This window comes from Salinibacterium sp. NYA9b, assembly GCF_976973725.1.
Genome location: NZ_OZ333476.1, coordinates 985,548 through 1,006,489, shown reverse-complemented (window position 1 = coordinate 1,006,489; position 20,942 = coordinate 985,548). Strand labels below are relative to the sequence as shown.

Below are 20,942 nucleotides of genomic sequence, written 5' to 3'. Positions count from 1 at the left end.
TTGACCAGAACGAAGCGTGACTACCTCAGACGAAAGAGACCCACTTCCATGACGACAGAGAACATCTGGCGCCGGACGCTCGCCATCGCCACCATTGCTGTTGCAGCAGTGGCGCTCAGTGGCTGCAGCATCCTCGATCAAGTTACCAACCAAATTTCGGATGCCGTCGACCCCGGAGCCGGCACCACGCAAGACATCTTCAGCCTCGTTATTGGCGACTGTGAAGTCGGCAACCAAGACGGTGGCGAAGTTTCCAGCACCAAAACCGTCGACTGCGCGGAGCCGCACGATGCTGAGGTCTACGCTGCGTCCTACATGGCCGAGGGTGACTTCCCCGGTGACTCCGCAATCGAAGATCAGGCGACGGCTGACTGCTACGCAGAGTTCGGAACCTTTATCGGCGCGGACTACGAAGACTCGGTCTACGACTTCTCCTGGTACTACCCCACTGAGGGCAGCTGGTCAGAGGGCGACCGCGAAATCTTGTGCCTCGTCTATGACCCCTCAGGCAACCAGATCAGTGGTTCGCTTGCAGGTGCAGCAGAGTAATCTTCTTACCCGTTCGGCCGACCAAGACACCGTCTTTGTCGGCCGTTCTGGCGTTAACGGGAAGAACTGAGAGCATGGGGACGTTGCATCCGGTATCCGGATAAGAAACGCTGGAGCACGTCGATACGAAAGTGGTAACGGATAATGAAGATCGAATTCCCCGGCTCCAACGGTTCCATGCTGGCGGCGCGTCTCGACCTCCCCGATGGCACTCCTTCTGCTTTCGCCCTTTTCGCGCACTGCTTCACGTGCTCGAAAGACTCATTCGCTGCCTCACGCATTTCGAAAGCACTTGTTGACTACGGCATCGCCGTATTGCGTTTTGACTTCACGGGCTTGGGCGGCTCCGACGGTGATTTCTCGAATACCAACTTCAGCTCGAACATCGACGATGTCGTCGCCGCCACCGAATACCTCGGCACCAACTACCGTGCGCCTACGATTCTTATCGGGCACTCACTCGGTGGAGCCGCAGTGCTCGCTGCCGCGCACCGCGTGCCGTCGACTCGTGCTGTCGTCACACTCGGCAGCCCAAGCGATCCGGCGCACATCACGAATCTCTTCGCCCACGCCAGCGCCGAGATTGCGGCTGCGGGAGAAGCAATGGTTCAGCTGGGCGGTCGCGAGTTCCGCATCCGCAAGCAACTCCTCGACGACATCGCCGCCCAACCGCAGTCCGCTCGATTGCGCGATCTTGATGCCGCCCTGTTGGTTATGCACTCCCCCATCGACCAGACGGTGGGGGTCGACAACGCGCGAGAGATTTTCGAAACAGCGAAGCACCCCAAGTCTTTTGTGGCGCTCGATGGCGCGGATCATCTCCTGAGCAATCGGGACGATGCTGCTTTCGCGGCGAGCATGATCGCGGCGTGGTCAGCTCGCTATGCTTTCGACGGCGCGGCGGCTCCTCAGCCGACAAAGAGCGACACTGGCACAAAAACCGCTGCGGTTGTCAACCCGAGCGCGGTTATTACTGCCGACGGCAGCTCGGTGATCGTCACCGAGAGCGGTCCGGCGCGCTACGAACAGCGAGTATTCGCGTCGGGGCACGAACTGATCTCTGATGAGCCTGCACCGCTGAGCGAGAATCATGGCGCTGCACCGTATGACTTCGTCTTGGCTGGTCTCGGAAGCTGCACCTCCATCACGATCAGGATGTACGCCGACCGCAAGAAGATGCCGCTGAAGTCGGTAAGCGTGCGCCTCACTCGCGAGCGGATCGATGCGGCCACGTGCGAGCACTGCACCTCAACCGAGGGCATGGTCGAGCATTTCACTCGTGAGCTCACCTTCGAGGGTGAACTCACCGATGAGCAACGAGCTTCTCTGCTCGTCATTGCCGACAAGTGCCCTGTACACCGCTCTCTCGAGGGCGAGATCTCGATCACGACTACAGAACGCTCCTCAGTTCACTAGCCCTCTCAGCATCCGAGGGTTACAGTAGTTAGGTAAGCCTAACTTTTAGTGAAATGAGCCGGCGCCCGCGCCCATCGCCTATGACAATTGAACGTGACTCCGTCAAGCATCCCCTCGTTATCCGCCACCTGACGGTCAGCGCCTTCAGCCACCCGGCGCCGTCGATTGCGCGCATCACCCTCAGCGGTGATGAACTCGCCGGATTTGTCAGCAGCGGCCCCACCGACCACGTCAAGGTATTCTTTCCCGATCCCGCAACCGGCGTGCTCACTGCACCCACGATGACCGCCGATGGAATCAAGAAGCCCAAGGGCGAGGGCAAGGTTATTTCGCGTGACTACACCCCGCTCGGCTTCCGCAGCGATGCTGGTCGTCACGAGCTCGATATCGACTTCGTCGTCCACGGTGATGAGGGGCCTGCCTCCGCCTGGGCCGGCTCAGCCGCCGCTGGCGACAGCCTCGTCATCGCGGGCCCGCGCGGATCACGACTGCTGCCTGTTGGCGCAACCCACGTCATCCTGATCGCGGACGAGACTGCGTTTCCTGCAGCCTCGCGCTGGATCAACATGCTCCCCACCTCGGTAAACATCACCGCCCTGTTCGATGTCGCCGACGACAGCCTTGAGAGCTACTTCAGTGACGAGCAGAAGGCTCGAATGGATGCCGAGTGGTACTACCGTCGCGACGGCCTCGGCCAGCTGGAGGCTGCCCTCCGAGCGCTCGGCGAAATTGGTGAGTCGACCTTCGTGTTCCTCGCCGGCGAAGCAACCACACTCGTGCCGCTCCGCCGCTACTTGCGTCGCGAGTTGGGATTGCCCAAACAGCAGGTGACGGCCGACGGTTACTGGCGTCGTGGCGTGACGAACGCTGACCACCACGAGCCGATCGACCCCTCAGACCCCGAGGACTAAACGGTCTTTGCGAGCGTGCGTTCCTCGCCGAGATGCCGGGCACGCATGCTCGCCTGAGCACAACCCCGGCGTGAGATTGACGGGTCTGCGAGGCAGGCTCAAGTGTATGCTGATGGCACAAGTGAACAGCCGTCATTCCGCTGCGGGAGAGTCCTTCCGATCGATGGTTGGCGCCGTAGGAGCAAACCCTCTCCGGGAATCTCTCAGGCCCCAGTACCGCAGTGGATAGGCAACTCTGAAAAGTAGTCGGCCCTGCCCGACTCGCCGACGGGGCAACGCAACGCCACAAGCGTGCGGAAACTCTCAGGCCCAATACAGAGCGGAGAGGACTCAACGACGCCCGCACGACGCAGTGTGGTGAAGAAACGGAGTCACCGTGGCCATTCGCAATCTGACCCCCCGAACTGAAGTACCGACGCCCTCGCTCGAAGAAGTGCCCCTGAGCAGCTTCGATCTGTTCACTGTCGGCATCGGCCCTTCCAGCTCGCACACCGTCGGCCCCATGCGCGCCGCTGCGTCCTTCGCCGCTGATCTTTCCGAACACGGGATGCTCGACGCTGTCGCCACTCTCAGCGTTCGCCTCTACGGCTCTCTCGCCGCAACCGGTGCTGGCCACGGCACGATGAGCGCGGTGCTCATTGGCTTGGAGGGAAAGCTCCCCGACCAGGTTCTCCCCGCCGAGATGGACCAGATTCTGGCCCGCATCGAAGAATCCGGGCTGCTGCACGTGAGCGCGAGCCGCGATGTGCCGTTCCGCGAATCCGATATTGCCCTGCACCCGCTCACCGTGCTCGACGGGCATCCCAATGGCATGCGTTTTGCAGCATACGATGCGGATGGCGCCGCAATCCTTGAGGCAACGTACTTCTCGATCGGTGGCGGTTTCATCTATCGTGAGGGCGACAACCGTGATGGCAGCTCCTCTAGCGGCCCAGCCGTCGTCGCGGATCCGCTGCCGTTCCGCACTGCTGCACAATTGCTCGCGCACTGCCGCACCGAGGGGCTCAGCTTCAGCGGTGTGATGTTGCGTAACGAGTTGGCCCGCCGCCCCGAGTCTGAGGTGGTTGCTGGCCTCCTGCACCTCCGCGATGTCATGGATGAGTGCAAGAACAATAGCCTTGAACGCACCGGCAACCTGCCCGGCAATTTGAAGGTGCGTCGCCGGGCTCCCGAGTGGCACCGACGCTTGCGCGAAGAAGACCCCAACCGCGATCCGAACTTCTGGCAGGAATGGGTCAACCTCGTTGCCCTTGCCGTCAACGAAGAAAATGCGTCGGGTGGCCGGGTCGTCACTGCCCCCACTAACGGTGCTGCCGGCATCATCCCGGCTGTGCTGTTTTATGCGACCCACTATGCGCCTGGCATGAAAGATGCCGACCAAGCGACGAAGGATGACGCTACCGTGCGCTTCTTGCTGGCCAGCGCGGCCGTGGGCGTGCTCTACAAGCGCATGGCTTCGATCTCGGGCGCCGAGGTCGGCTGTCAGGGCGAGGTCGGCTCGGCCTCCTCTATGGCTGCTGCGGGGCTCGCGGAAATTCTCGGTGGAACTCCCGCACAGGTCGAGAACGCGGCCGAGATCGCGATGGAACACAACCTCGGCCTCACGTGCGATCCCATTGGCGGTCTCGTACAGATCCCGTGCATTGAACGCAATGCGATTGCTGCCTCGAAGGCGATCAACGCTGCAAAGATGGCGTTGTGGGGCGATGGCGAGCACCGTGTCTCGCTCGATGAGGTCATTATCACCATGGCCGAGACCGGCAAGGATATGAGTTCGCGCTACAAGGAAACGTCGATGGGCGGTCTCGCCGTCAACGTCGTCGAGTGCTAGCGCGCACGAAAATACCGCAGCGACAGCGCGCTAACGCGCGGCGCGGAGGTAGCGCAGCAGCAGTGTTCCGTCGGGCGCGGACAGTGCGTGCGCGAGCGACATATTCTGCGGTGTCGCATCCGCCGCATCCACAATTCGCCGAGCAGACCCGCCTTCGAGCCGCGGGCTCACGGTGAGACAGAGTTCGTCAACAACGCCCTGAGCGATCATGGTCGCGAAGAGTGTCGGACCGCCTTCGCTGTGCTGCTGCACAAGTCCGCGTTCCGCGAGAAGGTGTTTCATCTCGACGGTATCTACGGCAGCGTCTCCCGCAATGATCACGTCAGCGACCTCTTCGATTCGTTTGCGGTTCTCCGCGGGTGCGCTCTCGGTGGTCACCACGAGGGGGCGCGTGGCATAGCTGCCCAGGTCTCCCGGTTCCAGCCGCAGGGATGCCGTCACAATGGCAAACGGTGGCTGAGCAGCGAGTCCTTGCGAAGTCCGCCACCCGGCAGATTCCTCGTCGAGAGCGAGATTGCGGTAACCCTCCTGGCGCACTGTCCCTGCGCCAACGACGATGACATCCGCAAGCCGTCGAAGCAGCCCGAAGACACGACCGTCTGAGTCCGTGCCAAGCCCACCAGACACTCCCTCGTGGGTGGCAGCGCCATCGATGCTCGACACAAAGTTCGCGCGCAACCACGGCACTGATCGATCAGCCACCGCGTAGCTCGCGAGAAGTTGCTCGTCGGTGAGCGGCGCCCCAGCGCTGAGGGAGTGAATTTCGGATGCGTCGGCCACAGTGCCTACCTTTCGTTGATGTCGGACATGTTGTGCTTCAGCAGCGCGGGCTCGCGGAGCCCCAGGATCGCTTCCGTCATGCGCACGGCAGCTACCGTTTCAGCGACCTCGTGTACCCGCACGACCCGCGCGCCATTGAGGATGGATGCCACGGCGGCAGCCAGCGAACCTTCTAACCGTTCACGCTTCGGCTTATCAAGCACTTCGCCGATGAAGTCTTTATTGGAGAGAGCGACGAGGGTCGGCAACCCGAGTTCGGTGATTACATCGAGGCGGCGGGTGAGTTCGAGACTATGCACGGTGTTTTTGTTGAGGTCGTGACCGGGATCGACAAACAATCGCTCGTCGGGAACGCCCGCGGCACGAGCCTGTTCCACTCGGCTCTGAAGAAAGTCACGCACTTCTGTCGCTACATCGTCGTACTGCGGCCGAGCGAACTGGGTGCGTGGCTGCGCCCGCGAATGAACGAGAATGAGTGATGCACCGCTGGCGGCAACAACGCCGGCGAGGTCAGGGTCGCTCAAGCCCGTGGTGTCATTAATCACCGTGGCACCGGCCGCGATACTCCGGCGAGCAACCTCAGCATGGAAGGTGTCGACCGAGATCACGACGTCGGATGCTTCGCGAAGCGCCTGCACAACGGGAACGACGCGCTCGCACTCCTCCTCGACACTCAGCGGGTCGCCCGGAGCGAATGGAACGCCGCCGATGTCGATCCAATCGGCCCCTTGCTCGACAGCCCGCAGCGACGCGGCAACAGCATCCTCGAGCGCGTAGTTGGTTCCCGCATCGTAAAAGGAATCGGGCGTGCGATTCACGATCGCCATCACCGCAACGTTGCGCGAGAAATCAAAGGTTCGATCGCCAATAGTCCGTCGTGGATTCCGCAGCGGCGGGAGGTCAAAACTCATACTCCCCATACTGGGCGACGATGCTGACAAGTGCATCTCAACCTCGCCGGGCCGCGCAGAGCGGAGGGCTAGTCTCGCCGCGATAAATTGCGCGGGCTAGCGCGTGAGCTCACGAGCGCAGTGCATGGCGACGCTCACGTTCGCCGCCCCTCAGGACAGCGCTGACCGCGCCGGAGCAATCACGGAGTCGACGATCGCTTCGATAGCGAATTCCGATGCTCGGCCGAGGTCGACGGCCTTGGGGTCGAGGAGCCACTGCACTTGCAGCCCGTCCATCACCGCTAAAATGCTGGCGGACGCGAGGTCGATCTTTTCTTTCGACGTGATTCCGTGCTCGGCGCACACCATCTTAAAGGCGTCGGAGACCGCACCTCGCAGCACTTCATACCGCTTTTCGAAAAAGTCGCGCCCGGGGTGATCGTCTGTCACTGACTCCGCAGACAGCACAGCATAGGCCTGAACGATACCCGGGCGGCCCTCATTGATAAACGCCGTGCGAACTAGGTGGCGGAAAAGTGCGATCCCGTCCGGGATATGTTGCTCTTCGAGATCAGCAACGTCTGTCTCATCGCGGAGGGCAAGCACTTCGAGAAGAAGTTTGTCCTTTGAACCGAAGTGATGCAGGATTCCGGCGTGAGTCATGCCCACTTCGTCGGCAATCTCTTGCAGCGTTCCGCCGGTAAAGCCCTTGTTGCCAAAGATTTCGACCGCGGCATCGAGGATGTCACGGCGCCGAGCGAGCGTCTCAGGCCGGGAACGGGGTGGCCGCCGATTAACTGCCATGGTTCGCCTCCCCCTTTAGCTGCTTTCCGGATGAAAGTATATCTGCGCACGAGCATCGAGATCGACTAAACGGATGCTTGCTTAACTTACTTACTTGATTGTAAGGTAAAACCGCACTCAGTTCGACGCCGTCGTCGTCCTTCGGACACGCCCGGCGTCACACACTCACACGCACAGGGTCGTGCGCCCACACGAAGGAGAATAGCAATGAGGCTAAGAACATCCATCGGTGCCATCGGCATCGCGGCGGCGCTGGCGCTGACCGGCTGCGCCACGAGCGCCGGCGATAGCGTTAGCGGTAGCGGCGCGGCACTCACAATCGCAAAGCCAGACGGCGCGATCACCACCGAATCCCACAACCCCTATTTGGGCGACTCGTCAGCGTCGAAGTATGGCTACGCCAAAGTCATTTTCGAAACTCTGGCTCTCGTCAACCCGACAGGTGACCTCAGCACTACCCCGTGGCTCGCGGAGTCCGTGGAGTGGAACGACGACTACACCGAGCTGACTGTCGTGCCCCGCAGCGGCGTGACCTGGAGTGATGGCACCGCCTTTACCGGCGACGACATCGTGTTCACGTTTGACCAGTTCCTCAACGGTACGCTCGCCGACACCAGCGGCCTCAAGTACGAGGGTGCGACTGTCGACGGAGACGCCATCACGCTCACGTTCGGCGACTCGAAGTATGTCGCGCAGGCTCGCGTTCTGCACACCCCCATAGTGCCCAAGCACATCTGGGAGAACATCGAAGACCCCAACACTGACCCGCTCACCGAAGAAGGTCTCGCTGTCGGCACCGGTCCCTACGTTCTCGACAACTGGTCGACGGAATCTGTCACCCTCACGGCGAACCCGAATTACTGGGGCGGCGACCTTGCGGTGCCGGAACTGCACTACGTTTCGTACGGCGACAACGCAGCCCTCACCACCGCGCTCGTCTCTGGCGAAGCCGACTGGGCGCAGGCGTTCATCCCACAAATCGAGGCGAGCTACCTAGCCGCGGATGAGGCGAATCATTTCCTCGTGTCGCCCACCGCGGGAGCAGGCACCCTGTTCATGAACCTTCAGACGAAGCCGTTCAATGACCCGGCTCTCCGCGAAGCGTTGGCATGGACTATTGATCGTCAGGCCTACGTCGACATTGCGCGTGAAGGAGCGAGCGAGGCGATTTGGAGCGTGACCGGGCTGAGCGATCTTCTCGAGAATGAAATCCTGCCCGAGTACAGCGGCCAGAATTACAAGGTCGACGTCGATAAAGCGAAGCAAATCCTTACGGATGCCGGCTACACCTGGCAAAACGACAGTCTGATCGACCCTGATGGCGAGGCCGTCTCGTTCTCGATCTCGGTTCCTGCTGGCTGGAGCGACTGGAACACTGAGCAGGCTTTGATCGCTGAAGAACTGAGCGAAGGCCTCGGCATCAATGTCAACGTTGACCAGCCTGACTGGGGCGGCTGGGACGCCGCGCGTCAAGAAGGAACGTTCCAGGCGATCATCCATTGGCTCGAGGACACGGGCAATGCATATGGCCTGTACACCTCGACCATGGACACCAAGTGGATCGTCGATGATCGCGCTCAGTTCAACTTCGGACGATTCGACGACTCCGCGGTCACTGAAGCGTTGAACACCTACGCGAACACCGCTTCCGACGATGAGCGAACGGCTGCTCTCGAGGTTATCCAGAAAGCCTTCGTAGACAACGTTCCCGCGATTCCGCTCGGGGCGCACCCGCTCCTCGGCGAATACAACACCCGGAACTACGTTGGGTTCCCCACCGAGGACGATCAGTACGCGTCAGCGGATCCGACTCAACCGGGAATTGTGCAGATCCTTGCGAAGCTGACACCAACTAGTTAGCTAACGGGCTAACAACTCCACCGCTGGCGGGGCAGTGCGGCTATCGCACTCGCCCCGCCAGCCATTCAGCCAGTCAGCCATCAGCCATCAGGAATAAGTCGTCAGGCGCTAGACACCAAGCGCTAGGCACCAAGAAAGCGAGCATGAACCAATGGGAGAATCCCTGCTTTCCGTCAGAGACTTCTCGGTCGTCTACGACGTCGATCCGCCCGTGGAGGCCGTTACCAACGTCAACATTGACCTTCGTCGCGGCGAGATCCTCGGGCTGGCCGGCGAGAGCGGATGCGGCAAGACCACCCTTGCCTACGGAGTCCAGAGACTACTCAAAGCCCCCGCGGTAATTACCAGCGGTTCCGTCGTCTTCCACGACTCGTCGGGCGAGGACATTGAGATCAACGCGCTAGACCCCGAAGACATGCGCCGGTTTCGTTGGGACAAGATCTCTATGGTGTTCCAGGGCGCCATGAACTCTCTCAACCCCGTAGCGACGATCGGATCACAGCTCGAAGACGTTTTCGAGGTCCACCGGCCGACACACACCAAAGCGGAGCGACGCACCGCGGTTAGTGAACTGCTTGAGATCGTCAAAGTTGGCGTACAGCGGTACCGCTCCTTTCCCCACGAGCTGTCCGGCGGTATGCGCCAGCGCGTAATGATCGCTATGGCACTCGCCCTCCGCCCGCAGCTGATGGTGATGGATGAGCCGACCACAGCACTCGATGTGCTCGTGCAGCGCGAGATTCTGCGTCAAATTTCTGCTTTGCGCCATGAATTCGGCTTCTCTGTCATCTTCATCACACATGACCTCCCCCTTCTCCTCGAAATCAGCGATCGCATCGCGATCATGCGAGACGGCGAGATCGTTGAGCTCGACACGGCAGAGCAAATCTGGACTAATCCGCAAAACGATTACGCAAAGTCACTACTGGCATCCTTCCCGCGCCTCACCGGTGAGAAAGGCCTGGTTTCGCGATGAGCCTTCTCGAATTCGATGCTGTCACCAAGATTTACTCTGTACGGGGCGCCGGCCAGATTAAGGCGCTGGATGATGTGAGCTTTACGCTCCAGTCCGGCCACACAACCGGGCTTGTCGGCCAGTCAGGAAGCGGCAAGTCGACAATCGCGAAGATTCTCACTCAACTCGAAACGCCAACGACCGGCGAGGTGCGTTTGGGGGGAAAGCCGATCCCCCGTCGCGGGAAGGGTCTTCGCTCCTACCGCCAGCAGCTGCGTATGGTCTTCCAAGATCCGTTCGCCTCGCTCAACCCGTACCACTCGATCGGTTACCACATCCAGCGTCCGCTTCAGCTCGACAATGTCGTGCCGAAGGAACAGCTCGACGACGAAGTGCGACGCCTTCTCGGCCGCGTGCACCTTGAGCCAAACACCGTCATCGACCGACGGCCCCACGAACTTTCCGGAGGCCAGCGGCAGCGCGTTGCCATTGCCCGCGCGCTTGCTTCTCGGCCACAGTTCCTCGTCGCCGATGAACCAGTCTCGATGCTCGATGTGTCAATCCGTCTCGGGGTGCTCAACTTGCTCGCCGATCTTCAACGCGAAGAGGGCCTCGGGGTGCTGTACATCACCCACGATCTGGCGACCGCTCGCCACTTCAGCGACGAGATTATCGTGCTCAACCAGGGTCGGGTGGTCGAACGCGGAGCCGCCGATGACGTCATACTTCGCCCGCAAAACCCTTACACACAAAGGCTTCGTGCGGCATCCCCCGATCCCGATAGGCACTTCGGGTCGGCAACCGGCATTCTCGGAGGAACCCAGTGACCGCTATCCAGCCTCAGCCTTTCACCGACGATTCTGACAGCGTCGATGCTGACACCACCCCCACGAACGCCGTCAAGGGACACTCGCGTATCCCCTGGAGGTTCCTCGGCGGCCGCGCGCTGTTCTACCTCTTCACGCTATGGGCCGCGATCACGATCAATTTTTTCCTGCCTCGCATGATGAAGGGCGACGCGGTCACCCAATACCTCGCCCGAAACCGCAACGTCACTCCCGAGGCCGCCGAGGCGCTGCGCTCGCTCCTCGGCCTCGACACCGATAAATCACTTCTGCAACAGTATGTGGAGTACCTAGGTCTTCTGCTTCGCGGCGATCTCGGAGTCTCGCTGCTGCACGGCCTGCGCCCCGTCACTGAAGTCATCAGTCAATCCCTCCCCTGGACTCTGGGTCTCGTAGGCTTCGCGACCCTCATCTCTTTCGCGATCGGAACCATTGGCGGCGCGATTGTCGGATGGCGACGCGGGAGCAAGCTCGATGCCCTCATTCCCATCACCACATTCCTGAGCACCATCCCTTACTTCTGGCTTGGCCTACTCGCAATCGCCCTCTTCTCGGTGAACCTCGGCTGGTTCCCGATCGGCAAGGCATACGGTGTCGGGATCTCGCCGGAGCTCTCGTTCGAGTTCATCGGCCAAGTGATCCATCACGGAACCTTGCCAGCGCTCACCATCGTCATCGCGTCACTGGGCGGATGGATGCTCGGCATGCGCAACATGATGCTCACCGTGCTCGATGAGGACTATGTCATGGTGGCGCAAGCCAAGGGAATGCCGAACAGCCGAGTGCTCTGGGGATATGCGGCACGCAATGCTGTGCTCCCCCAGATTCAGAGCTTTGCCTTATCGATCGGATTCATAGTCGGCGGCACGATCGTGATGGAGGTGGTGTTCAGCTACCCGGGGCTTGGCAAACTGCTCCTCGATGCCACCAATGCGAAGGACTACGCGCTCATGCAGGGTGTCTTCCTCGTGATCACTCTCTCAGTGTTGCTGGCGAATGTGCTCGCAGACATTGCCTACGCATTCCTTGACCCGCGCACGCGTCAGACGGAGGACTGAGCCATGAAAACAAGTGTGAACGATACCTCGACCAGCCGCCCGGCGTGGACTCCAGAAACTGCGCTAATCAATACACTCCACAAGCGCCGCGGTGGCTACGGTCCCGAGAAGCCAACGTTCTGGACGAAGCTGGGTTCAGCCTTTGCGATGTTCCGTAACGGCAAATCGATCGCGGGACTGTCGATCCTCGGCTTTTTCGTACTCGTGGCAATTTTCGCTGATGTGCTGGCGCCATATTCGCCCACAGCCATCGACAACACCGCTCGCTTTCAACCCCCGTCCGCGGCGCACTGGTTGGGCACCACCCACATCGGCGAGGATGTGTTGAGTCAAGTAATCCACGGCACTCGTGGTGTCATCGTTGTGGGCTTTCTTGCTGCAATCATCGCCACCACGATCGCGATTATCGTCGGAGTTATCTCTGGCTACGTACGAGGCTGGCGCAGCGAGGGACTCTCTGCTCTCACGAATGTCTTCCTTGTGATCCCGGGGTTGCCGCTCATCATCATCGTTGCATCGATGTTCGATGATCCACCTTTGATCCTGATCGCTGCGGTACTTGGTGTCATCGGATGGGCGTGGGGCGCGCGGGTGTTGCGCGCCCAGACGATGTCTCTGCGCAATCGCGATTTCATTCAAGCAGCCCGCGCCAACGGCGAGCCGCTCCACCGAATCATCCTGGTCGAAATGCTTCCCAACCTCATGGCGCTTATCGCTGCGAGCTTCGTGGGGACCGTGACCGCGGCGATCCTCGGGCTCACGACTCTGTCGTACATCGGGGTTATCCCTGTCACAACCTACAACTGGGGCACGATTCTCAACTGGGCAGGTGCCCAAGGCGCGTTTCGCCAAGATCAGTGGTGGTGGTACATGCCTCCGGGACTCTGCATCGCGGCCATCGGCGTCGCCCTGTCGCTGATCAATTTCGGTATCGACGAATACGTCAACCCACGATTGAGGTCTGCCGGAGAACGGGCACGGGCAATGAAGAAGAAGGGCCTGAACGTCAACGACACTGTGACAGCCGTTCGGCCAGCGACAACAGCATCACCATCAGCATCACTAACGACGGAGAACTCGTGACCGGCACCAACACCACCGCCCCCCTCTACCGCGACCCGACAAGTACCGTCGACGACAGAGTCCTCGACCTCCTCTCGCGAATGACCGTTGAGGAGAAAGTCGGGCAGATGATGCAGCTCGACGCGCGCGAGGACCTACCGGAACAAGTACTGCGTCAACACGTGGGGTCGATCTTGCACGCGTCGCCTGAACGCCTCGCGATCGCGCACGAGCTTGTCGCCCAGACCCGGCTTCAGATCCCGCTCATCGTCGGCGAGGACTGCATCCATGGCCACTCGTTTTTCGAAGGCGCCACTATTTTCCCAACTCAACTCGGAATGGCGGCGTCGTGGGATCCCGACCTGCTCGAGCGTGTCGCGCGGGCTACCGCTAAAGAGGTCGCTGCCACCGGCGTGCACTGGACCTTTTCGCCTGTGTTGTGTATCGCTCGCGACCTGCGCTGGGGGCGCATCAACGAGACCTTTGGCGAGGACCCCTTCCTCATCGGAGAACTCGCTTCGGCTATGGTGCGGGGATATCAAGGCGATGGCCCCCAAGACAGCACAGCCATCCTCGCGACCGCCAAACACTTTGCCGGATACTCTGAAACTCAAGGTGGGCGCGACGCCAGCGAAGCTGACATTTCCCGGCGCAAGCTCCGCTCCTGGTTCCTTCCGCCATTCGAACGAGTGGCAAAGGAAGGCTGCCGCACTTTCATGCTGGGATATCAGACGACCGACGGCGTGCCAATTACAATCAACGATTGGCTTCTCAACGATGTACTGCGCGGCGAATGGGGCTACACCGGAACCCTCATCACCGACTGGGACAACGTCGGACGCATGGTCTGGGAACAGCAGGTTCAACCGGATTACGCACACGCCGCAGCCGCAGCAGTAAAGGCCGGCAACGACATGGTCATGACAACTCCCGGGTTCTTCCACGGTGCTCTCGAGGCCATCGAACGAGGTCTGCTCGTCGAGGAAGATCTCGACCCTGCGGTCTCGCGCATCTTGCGCCTGAAATTCGAGTTCGGGCTTTTCGAGAATCCCCGACACCCCGATGCCAGCCGGATCGACACGGTTCTCGCAAGCGAACCGCACCGTACCCTCAATCGTGAGACTGCCCGTCGCTCGCTCGTTCTCCTGCGCAACGACGGCACACTCCCCCTCCTCAACGCGACGGATGAGGATGCCCCCGCCCACACGGAGGCAACGCCGCGTCGAGTGGCGGTAGTCGGACCTCTCGCTGATGACGCGCAAACGCAGCTCGGCGACTGGGCTGGCTCATCGGGGCAGGCGGACTGGCTGCCGAACGGACACCCCCGCGACATGATCACGACCACTCTCGATGGTCTACGCCTCGCTTGCCCCGCTGATTGGACCATCGACTACGCAGAGGGGGCCAACATACTGACGCTCGACGATGATCCTGAGGGTGCATTTTTCCCTGATGGTCAGCCACGCCCGCCGTTAGTGGTGCCCTGCCCGCCAGATGAAAAGATGATCGCCGCCGCGGTCTCCGCGGCACGCCAGAGCGACGTCGCCGTAGTGGTCGTCGGGGACAGAATCGAACTAGTCGGCGAAGGCCGCTCGACCGCGACCCTTGAACTCATTGGTGGCCAGAACGCGCTCATCGATGCGATCGCGGAAACAGGGACGCCCTTTGTTCTCGTACTTCTCGCCTCGAAACCCCTCGTGCTACCACCGTCGGCTGATCGCGCGGCTGCTCTGCTGTGGGCCGCAAACCCCGGCATGGAGGGTGGTCAGGCAATCGCCGAAGTGCTCCTCGGGATCGTCGAGCCGAGCGGACGCCTTCCCATTTCTTTCGCGCGTCACGCCGGGCAACAGCCCACCTACTACAACCAGATCCGCGGGCAACATGGAAACCGTTACGCTGACCTCACCCAGAGCCCCGCATATGCATTCGGAGAGGGACTCTCCTATACGACGGTCAAATACGACAACCTTCGGATCATCGGGGACGAATACGGCCTCGACGGCACCGTTCAGGCAGAGGTGACAGTGACAAATACCGGTACCCGACCGACCCGCGAGGTTGTTCAGGTATACATCCGCGACCAAGTCACATCCGTGAGCTGGGCAGACAAGGAGCTCAAGACTTACCGCCTCGTCGACCTCAACCCAGGCGAGTCGCAGGCGGTCTCGATCGAACTCGACGTTGCCGACTGCACCCTTGTAGATGCCAACGCGACGCGTCGCGTCGAACCCGGAACCTTTGAATTGCTCGTCGGGCCCTCGTCGCGCAACGAAGTGCTCCTCGCGGCCCCGTTCTCCGTCCTCGCATCCGTATAGGAACCGGTGACGACCCCCGACTCTGGAGATACGGCGAACCAGAAGGGATTCCTCGACTTCGGCCGCTGATTGCGCGCTCCGTTCCTTCAAGGAAAACTGACCTTGTAGCCCACTATCCCTATACTGGGCGACACAACCGACCTCCCCAGCGGGATCCGCGTAGACAAGGTTCTAACCCGTGACCACATTCACGATTGCTCGAATATATGGCGTACAAGAGAATGCCGACGCCTACAGAATTCTCGTCGACAGACTCTGGCCGCGCTGCATTACACAGACAGACGCTGCGCTCGACGAATGGTGCAAAGACCTGGCGCCTACTTCGGAACTACGAAAGTGGTGGAACCACGATCCGGAATCCCTGAACGAATTCGCCGACCGCTATCGTGCGGAGCTCGACGACAACGTCCTGCTCCCCGACATCCTGAGTCGACTAACCACGCATGCGCACGTCACACTGCTCTATGGGGCTAAAGATCCTCACGTAAACCACGCTGTGATTCTAGGCGACTACCTTGCCGAGCACTCCTGAGCGGATCTGGGCCCGTGCACGGTTCTGCACTCGGCACCCCGAAACGACGGATCTCTGCGACATCATCGCCGGAACCGCACGACAAACTACTGCGGGAGAAGAAACGCCCCGCAACAATGGACGCAGCGGCTAGCGCCACAGCGATCGCCTAGAGAAGCCAGCAGCTAGCGGCTAGCGCGGAATGAGTTAGCCACGCAGCAGCAGCATGCCAGCAAGCACAGATGCTGCGGCGATAAGCAGCGAAATACCGAGCAGCACAGCGTGCACACGGTAGAACGCGGTGGCCTTTCCCGCGGTGTCGCGCGCGCGGGGGTCAGCGCTGACGCGCTTGAAGAACCGCGGCCATGCGATGACATTGAACAACGCGCTAATAAACAGAATGATTGCGGCAAACAGCTCCATGATGTTCTCAGCCTACGCCGCGCTCGAGGGCCGTTGCGCCAACCCTCCGATGAAACCTGCGAGACAATGGGTGGATGCTCGAGTACACGTTACGCGGAGGCCCCGGCGCCAACGCCGAAGCCGAACTCGAAGTCAAACGCTCACGCTTCCTCTGCCACATCGTCCGAGTCGACAACGAAGCGGATGCTCGAGACGTCATCGAACAGGCGCGTAAAACCCATTGGGACGCCCGGCACCACTGCTCGGCGTTTGTGCTCGGCTCTTCGACAGAGGCCGATCAGGTCCGCCGATCAAACGATGATGGTGAGCCGTCCGGAACCGGCGGGCGCCCCATTCTCGACGTGATCACTGGTCGCAACCTCGTTGATTGCGTTGCGGTGGTGACACGCTATTTCGGCGGCACCCTCTTGGGCACCGGTGGTCTTATTCGCGCCTACTCGGATGCCACGGCACTCGCCGTCGATGACTTACGGGCACAGAAGCGCCTTGTGCTTCGAGAACGTCGTGAGCTGTTTCAGCTGGCGCTCCCCCATGCGGATGCCGGCCGGGTTGAGTCTGAGCTGCGCCAACACGGCGTCACGGTAGTCGGCACCGAATACGGCAGCGCAGCGGTGATGACGTTGGCGGCAGACCCTGGCGACGAATCAGCTCTGGCCGAGCGGGTTGCCGGCATCACGTCGGGTGCACGATCGCTAGAGCCTGTCGGCTCCGAGTGGGTCGACGCGGAGCTCCGTTAGCCCAGCGCGGGGTGTCTGTCCGCTCGACGCCGAGCTTCGATCGAACGAAAACTGCACCCGGCGGTGGACGGAGATTGTCCGGTGGTTAACGCAAAATAGCCACACCCCGAAGGGTGTGGCTATTTTACAATTGAAGTCCGGCGGTGTCCTACTCTCCCACAAGGTCCCCCTTGCAGTACCATCGGCGCAGAGAGTCTTAGCTTCCGGGTTCGGAATGTAACCGGGCGTTTCCCTCTCGCTATGGCCGCCGAAACACTATTGATTTATGTATCAGTCTGGGCCAGTTCACATTGAAGAGCATTCCACCGAGGTGGGTGCTCAGCAGTGTGTGCTGGGCGCAGTTCCCGACCGTAAATCGGGAACCACAAAGTGGACGCGAGAATTCTTCTCAGTCACCATTCGACAACCCTAAGGTCGCCCAGTGAGGTGGGGTGTTATCAATTTATCGACTTATTAGTACTGGTCAGCTCCACAGGTCGTTAGTCCCTGCTTCCACATCCAGCCTATCAACGCAGTAGTCTAGCTGCGAGTCTCTCGGCCTAAGCCATGGAAATCTCATCTCGAAGCTGGCTTCCCGCTTAGATGCTTTCAGCGGTTATCCATTCCGAACGTAGCTAATCAGCGGTGCTCCTGGCGGAACAACTGACACACCAGAGGTTCGTCCATCCCGGTCCTCTCGTACTAGGGATAGATCTTCTCAAATTTCCTGCGCGCGCAGAGGATAGGGACCGAACTGTCTCACGACGTTCTAAACCCAGCTCGCGTACCGCTTTAATGGGCGAACAGCCCAACCCTTGGGACCTACTCCAGCCCCAGGATGCGACGAGCCGACATCGAGGTGCCAAACCATGCCGTCGATATGGACTCTTGGGCAAGATCAGCCTGTTATCCCCGAGGTACCTTTTATCCGTTGAGCGACAGCGCTTCCACAAGCCACTGCCGGATCACTAGTCCCGACTTTCGTCCCTGCTCGACTTGTCAGTCTCACAGTCAAGCTCCCTTGTGCACTTACACTCGACACCTGATTACCAACCAGGTTGAGGGAACCTTTGGGCGCCTCCGTTACTTTTTGGGAGGCAACCGCCCCAGTTAAACTACCCACCATGCACTGTCCCTGAACCGGATTACGGTTCGAAGTTAGATATCCAATATGACCAGAGTGGTATTTCAACAATGACTCCACCTGAACTAGCGTCCAAGCTTCACAGTCTCCCACCTATCCTACACAGGCCACACCGAACACCAATACAAAGCTATAGTAAAGGTCACGGGGTCTTTCCGTCCTTCTGCGCGTAACGAGCATCTTTACTCGTAGTGCAATTTCGCCGAGTTCGCGGTTGAGACAGCTGGGAAGTCGTTACGCCATTCGTGCAGGTCGGAACTTACCCGACAAGGAATTTCGCTACCTTAGGATGGTTATAGTTACCACCGCCGTTTACTGGGGCTTAAATTCACAGCTTCGCCTTACGGCTAACCGTTCCTCTTAACCTTCCAGCACCGGGCAGGCGTCAGTCCGTATACATCGTCTTGCGACTTAGCACGGACCTGTGTTTTTAGTAAACAGTCGCTTCCCACTGGTCTCTGCGGCCCTGCAGCGCTCCCGGAGCAAGTCCGTTCACGCCTTAGGCCCCCCTTATCCCGAAGTTACGGGGGCATTTTGCCGAGTTCCTTAACCACGATTCTCTCGATCTCCTTAGTATTCTCTACCTGATCACCTGAGTCGGTTTGGGGTACGGGTAACTTGAACCTCGCGTCGATGCTTTTCTTGGCAGCATAGGATCACTGATTTCGTCCGTGAGGACTACCCATCGAGTCTCAGCCGTAATGAGAGACGGATTTGCCTATCTCTCGGCCTACATTCTTAGACCGGGACAACCATCGCCCGGCTCAGCTACCTTCCTGCGTCACACCTGTTAATACGCTAACCGCACCAGAATAGGGTCGTACGCTAGGCCCCACGCCTCACCCCGAAGGGATTGGTCTAGGGGATTCAGATACTTAGCATTACTGGATTGGTTTGGGCGGTTCTTCGTCAGTACGGGAATATCAACCCGTTGTCCATCGACTACGCCTGTCGGCCTCGCCTTAGGTCCCGACTTACCCAGGGCGGATTAGCCTGGCCCTGGAACCCTTGATCATTCGGAGGACGGGTTTCTCGCCCGTCTTTCGCTACTCATGCCTGCATTCTCACTCGTGTAGCGTCCACGGCTGGTTTACACCGCCGCTTCACTCGCCACACGACGCTCTCCTACCACTCCGTACGGCTGAACCACGAAGGCTTACCTAAAATACGAAATCTACAACTTCGGTGGTGTGCTTGAGCCCCGTTACATTGTCGGCGCGGAATCACTTGACCAGTGAGCTATTACGCACTCTTTCAAGGGTGGCTGCTTCTAAGCCAACCTCCTGGTTGTCTATGCAACTCCACATCCTTTCCCACTTAGCACACGCTTGGGGACCTTAGTTGGTAGTCTGGGCTGTTACCCTCTCGACGATGAAGCTTATCCCCCACCGTCTCACTGCTGCGCTCTCACTTACCGGCATTCGGAGTTTGGCTAACGTCAGTAACCTTTTAGGGCCCATCAGCTATCCAGTAGCTCTACCTCCGGCAAGAAACACGCAACGCTGCACCTAAATGCATTTCGGAGAGAACCAGCTATCACGAAGTTTGATTGGCCTTTCACCCCTATCCACAGCTCATCCCCTCAGTTTTCAACCTAAGTGGGTTCGGTCCTCCACGTGCTCTTACACACGCTTCAACCTGGCCATGGATAGATCACTTCGCTTCGGGTCTAGAACCAGCGACTAAAACGCCCTATTAAGACTCGCTTTCGCTACGGCTGCCCCACACGGGTTAACCTCGCCACTGATCACTAACTCGCAGGCTCATTCTTCAAAAGGCACGCTGTCACAGCTACTAAGGCTGCTCCAACGGTTTGTAAGCAAACGGTTTCAGGTACTATTTCACTCCCCTCCCGGGGTACTTTTCACCTTTCCCTCACGGTACTTGTCCGCTATCGGTCATCTGGAAGTATTTAGGCTTATCAGGTGGTCCTGACAGATTCACACGGGATTTCTCGGGCCCCGTGCTACTTGGGATACTCTTCGGACCATTGCAACATTTCGACTACCGGGCTGGCACCGTCTATGGCTGGGCTTTCAATCCCATTCGTCTATATCACTTTGTAATCCTTGCTGTACGGCAGTAACAGCTGAAAAGTCCCACTACCCCGACCATGCAACGCCTGCCGGCTATCACACATGATCGGTTTGGCCTCTTCCGGTTTCGCTCGCCACTACTAACGGAATCACGGTTGTTTTCTCTTCCTGTGGGTACTGAGATGTTTCACTTCCCCACGTTCCCTCTACCCGCCCTATATATTCAGGCGGGAGTCACTGAGTCGTCTTGCAACGCCCAGCGGGGTTTCCCCATTCGGAAATCCTCGGATCAAAGCTCTATTATCAGCTCCCCGAGGCTTATCGCAGATTTATACGTCCTTCTTCGGCTCCAGATGCCAAGGCATCCACCGTTTGCTCTTAGAAAATTGATATCACATGAGTATAAGAATCGATCGCGACACCTAAGTGCCGAGATTGACCAATGAATTATTCCCCACAACCAAAGCTGTGAGGGTCATCGTTTATTTCTTGTGATCCGACCTTTCGGTCAGATCTAAGATGCTCGCGTCCACTGTGTAGTTCTCAAAATACGGGCGGTATCCTCCACCACAACCCCAAAGGGAAGCAGTACCAGGATCCGTTAGACCCAAACACCCTTGACAGGTGTTCACGGCCCTAAGGTACGAACACGAACCATCACAGTCCGTGGCCGGTCCCTCAGGACCCAACAACGTGCAAAGACCAGCACCCCTGAAACCCCTCGTTCCAACCGGCAAGCCGGCGTACTAAAGAAATAACAGTTCCTCTGATCACAATGTCAATGTTCCACCCATGAGCGCCGTCCAACCCGAACAGGCTGGTACGACTCGGCAACA

Annotated in this window: 16 protein-coding genes, 2 rRNA genes and 1 riboswitch; of the genes, 12 read left to right on the top strand and 6 right to left on the bottom strand. The window is 59.5% G+C overall.

Translation table 11 applies throughout. The features are described from left to right. The first annotated feature begins 48 nt into the window (after positions 1 to 48). The 4 genes from ACWFSR_RS04770 to ACWFSR_RS04755 all read left to right on the top strand — a co-directional run bounded on the left by ACWFSR_RS04770 (position 49) and on the right by ACWFSR_RS04755 (position 4,707). Positions 49 to 549 carry a septum formation family protein gene (locus ACWFSR_RS04770; protein ID WP_197108998.1) on the top strand — a complete coding sequence of 167 codons (501 nt, stop codon included), beginning with the start codon at positions 49 to 51 and terminating at the stop codon, positions 547 to 549. Between the two features lie 144 nt (positions 550 to 693). Further along, complete coding sequence (locus tag ACWFSR_RS04765; RefSeq protein ID WP_447523214.1) at positions 694 to 1,965, top strand: bifunctional alpha/beta hydrolase/OsmC family protein; 1,272 nt, start codon at positions 694 to 696, stop codon at positions 1,963 to 1,965. 80 nt (positions 1,966 to 2,045) lie between these two features. Next, positions 2,046 to 2,876: a siderophore-interacting protein gene (locus tag ACWFSR_RS04760; protein ID WP_447523213.1), complete on the top strand. Its 831-nt coding sequence runs from the start codon at positions 2,046 to 2,048 to the stop codon at positions 2,874 to 2,876. Positions 2,877 to 3,009: 133 nt separating this feature from the next. After that, positions 3,010 to 3,105, top strand: a riboswitch (glycine riboswitch). 147 nt (positions 3,106 to 3,252) lie between these two features. Next, positions 3,253 to 4,707 carry an L-serine ammonia-lyase gene (locus ACWFSR_RS04755; protein ID WP_447523212.1) on the top strand — a complete coding sequence of 485 codons (1,455 nt, stop codon included), beginning with the start codon at positions 3,253 to 3,255 and terminating at the stop codon, positions 4,705 to 4,707. A gap of 30 nt (positions 4,708 to 4,737) precedes the next feature. Here ACWFSR_RS04755 and ACWFSR_RS04750 read toward each other — a convergent pair whose 3' ends face one another. The 3 genes from ACWFSR_RS04750 to ACWFSR_RS04740 all read right to left on the bottom strand — a co-directional run bounded on the left by ACWFSR_RS04750 (position 4,738) and on the right by ACWFSR_RS04740 (position 7,181). Further along, complete coding sequence (locus tag ACWFSR_RS04750; protein ID WP_447523211.1) at positions 4,738 to 5,487, bottom strand: pyrimidine reductase family protein; 750 nt, start codon at positions 5,485 to 5,487, stop codon at positions 4,738 to 4,740. Between the two features lie 5 nt (positions 5,488 to 5,492). Then, positions 5,493 to 6,398, bottom strand: a complete 906-nt coding sequence (gene folP, locus ACWFSR_RS04745; protein ID WP_447523210.1) for a dihydropteroate synthase — start codon at positions 6,396 to 6,398, stop codon at positions 5,493 to 5,495. Between the two features lie 150 nt (positions 6,399 to 6,548). After that, positions 6,549 to 7,181 (bottom strand): TetR/AcrR family transcriptional regulator, encoded by a 633-nt coding sequence (locus ACWFSR_RS04740; protein WP_447523209.1) that lies wholly within the window; start codon positions 7,179 to 7,181, stop codon positions 6,549 to 6,551. Positions 7,182 to 7,388: 207 nt separating this feature from the next. Between ACWFSR_RS04740 and ACWFSR_RS04735 the strand changes: the two genes are divergently transcribed. The 7 genes from ACWFSR_RS04735 (at position 7,389) to ACWFSR_RS04705 (ending at position 15,808) form a co-directional block, all read left to right on the top strand. Beyond that, positions 7,389 to 9,041, top strand: a complete 1,653-nt coding sequence (locus ACWFSR_RS04735; protein ID WP_447523208.1) for an ABC transporter substrate-binding protein — start codon at positions 7,389 to 7,391, stop codon at positions 9,039 to 9,041. Between the two features lie 151 nt (positions 9,042 to 9,192). Then, positions 9,193 to 10,017 (top strand): ABC transporter ATP-binding protein, encoded by an 825-nt coding sequence (locus tag ACWFSR_RS04730; RefSeq protein WP_447523207.1) that lies wholly within the window; start codon positions 9,193 to 9,195, stop codon positions 10,015 to 10,017. Then, positions 10,014 to 10,823: an ABC transporter ATP-binding protein gene (locus tag ACWFSR_RS04725; protein WP_197109006.1), complete on the top strand. Its 810-nt coding sequence runs from the start codon at positions 10,014 to 10,016 to the stop codon at positions 10,821 to 10,823. The genes ACWFSR_RS04730 and ACWFSR_RS04725 overlap by 4 nt, the downstream gene beginning before the upstream one ends. Next, positions 10,820 to 11,899 carry an ABC transporter permease gene (locus tag ACWFSR_RS04720; RefSeq protein WP_197109007.1) on the top strand — a complete coding sequence of 360 codons (1,080 nt, stop codon included), beginning with the start codon at positions 10,820 to 10,822 and terminating at the stop codon, positions 11,897 to 11,899. The genes ACWFSR_RS04725 and ACWFSR_RS04720 overlap by 4 nt, the downstream gene beginning before the upstream one ends. Before the next feature lie 3 nt (positions 11,900 to 11,902). Continuing rightward, positions 11,903 to 12,982, top strand: a complete 1,080-nt coding sequence (locus ACWFSR_RS04715) for an ABC transporter permease (protein WP_374058860.1) — start codon at positions 11,903 to 11,905, stop codon at positions 12,980 to 12,982. Further along, positions 12,979 to 15,276 (top strand): exo-beta-d-1,3/1,6-glucosidase, encoded by a 2,298-nt coding sequence (locus tag ACWFSR_RS04710; RefSeq protein WP_307784018.1) that lies wholly within the window; start codon positions 12,979 to 12,981, stop codon positions 15,274 to 15,276. Before ACWFSR_RS04715 ends, ACWFSR_RS04710 begins: the two co-directional genes overlap by 4 nt. A 178-nt stretch (positions 15,277 to 15,454) precedes the next feature. Next, on the top strand, positions 15,455 to 15,808 hold the full coding sequence (locus ACWFSR_RS04705) for a DUF488 domain-containing protein (protein WP_447523206.1): 354 nt from the start codon (positions 15,455 to 15,457) through the stop codon (positions 15,806 to 15,808). Positions 15,809 to 15,994: 186 nt separating this feature from the next. Here the strand turns inward: ACWFSR_RS04705 and ACWFSR_RS04700 are convergent, their stop codons facing one another. After that, on the bottom strand, positions 15,995 to 16,210 hold the full coding sequence (locus ACWFSR_RS04700; protein WP_447523205.1) for an SCO4848 family membrane protein: 216 nt from the start codon (positions 16,208 to 16,210) through the stop codon (positions 15,995 to 15,997). 74 nt (positions 16,211 to 16,284) lie between these two features. On the opposite strand from ACWFSR_RS04700, the gene ACWFSR_RS04695 reads away from it, so the two are divergent. Next, the gene (locus tag ACWFSR_RS04695) at positions 16,285 to 16,947 is read left to right on the top strand and encodes an IMPACT family protein (protein WP_447523204.1); all 663 of its coding nucleotides are present in this window, start codon (positions 16,285 to 16,287) and stop codon (positions 16,945 to 16,947) included. 135 nt (positions 16,948 to 17,082) lie between these two features. On the opposite strand, the gene rrf is transcribed toward ACWFSR_RS04695, so the two are convergent. Beyond that, positions 17,083 to 17,199, bottom strand: a 5S ribosomal RNA gene (gene rrf / locus ACWFSR_RS04690). 181 nt (positions 17,200 to 17,380) lie between these two features. Continuing rightward, a 23S ribosomal RNA gene (locus ACWFSR_RS04685) occupies positions 17,381 to 20,498 on the bottom strand. Between the last annotated feature and the right edge of the window lie 444 nt (positions 20,499 to 20,942).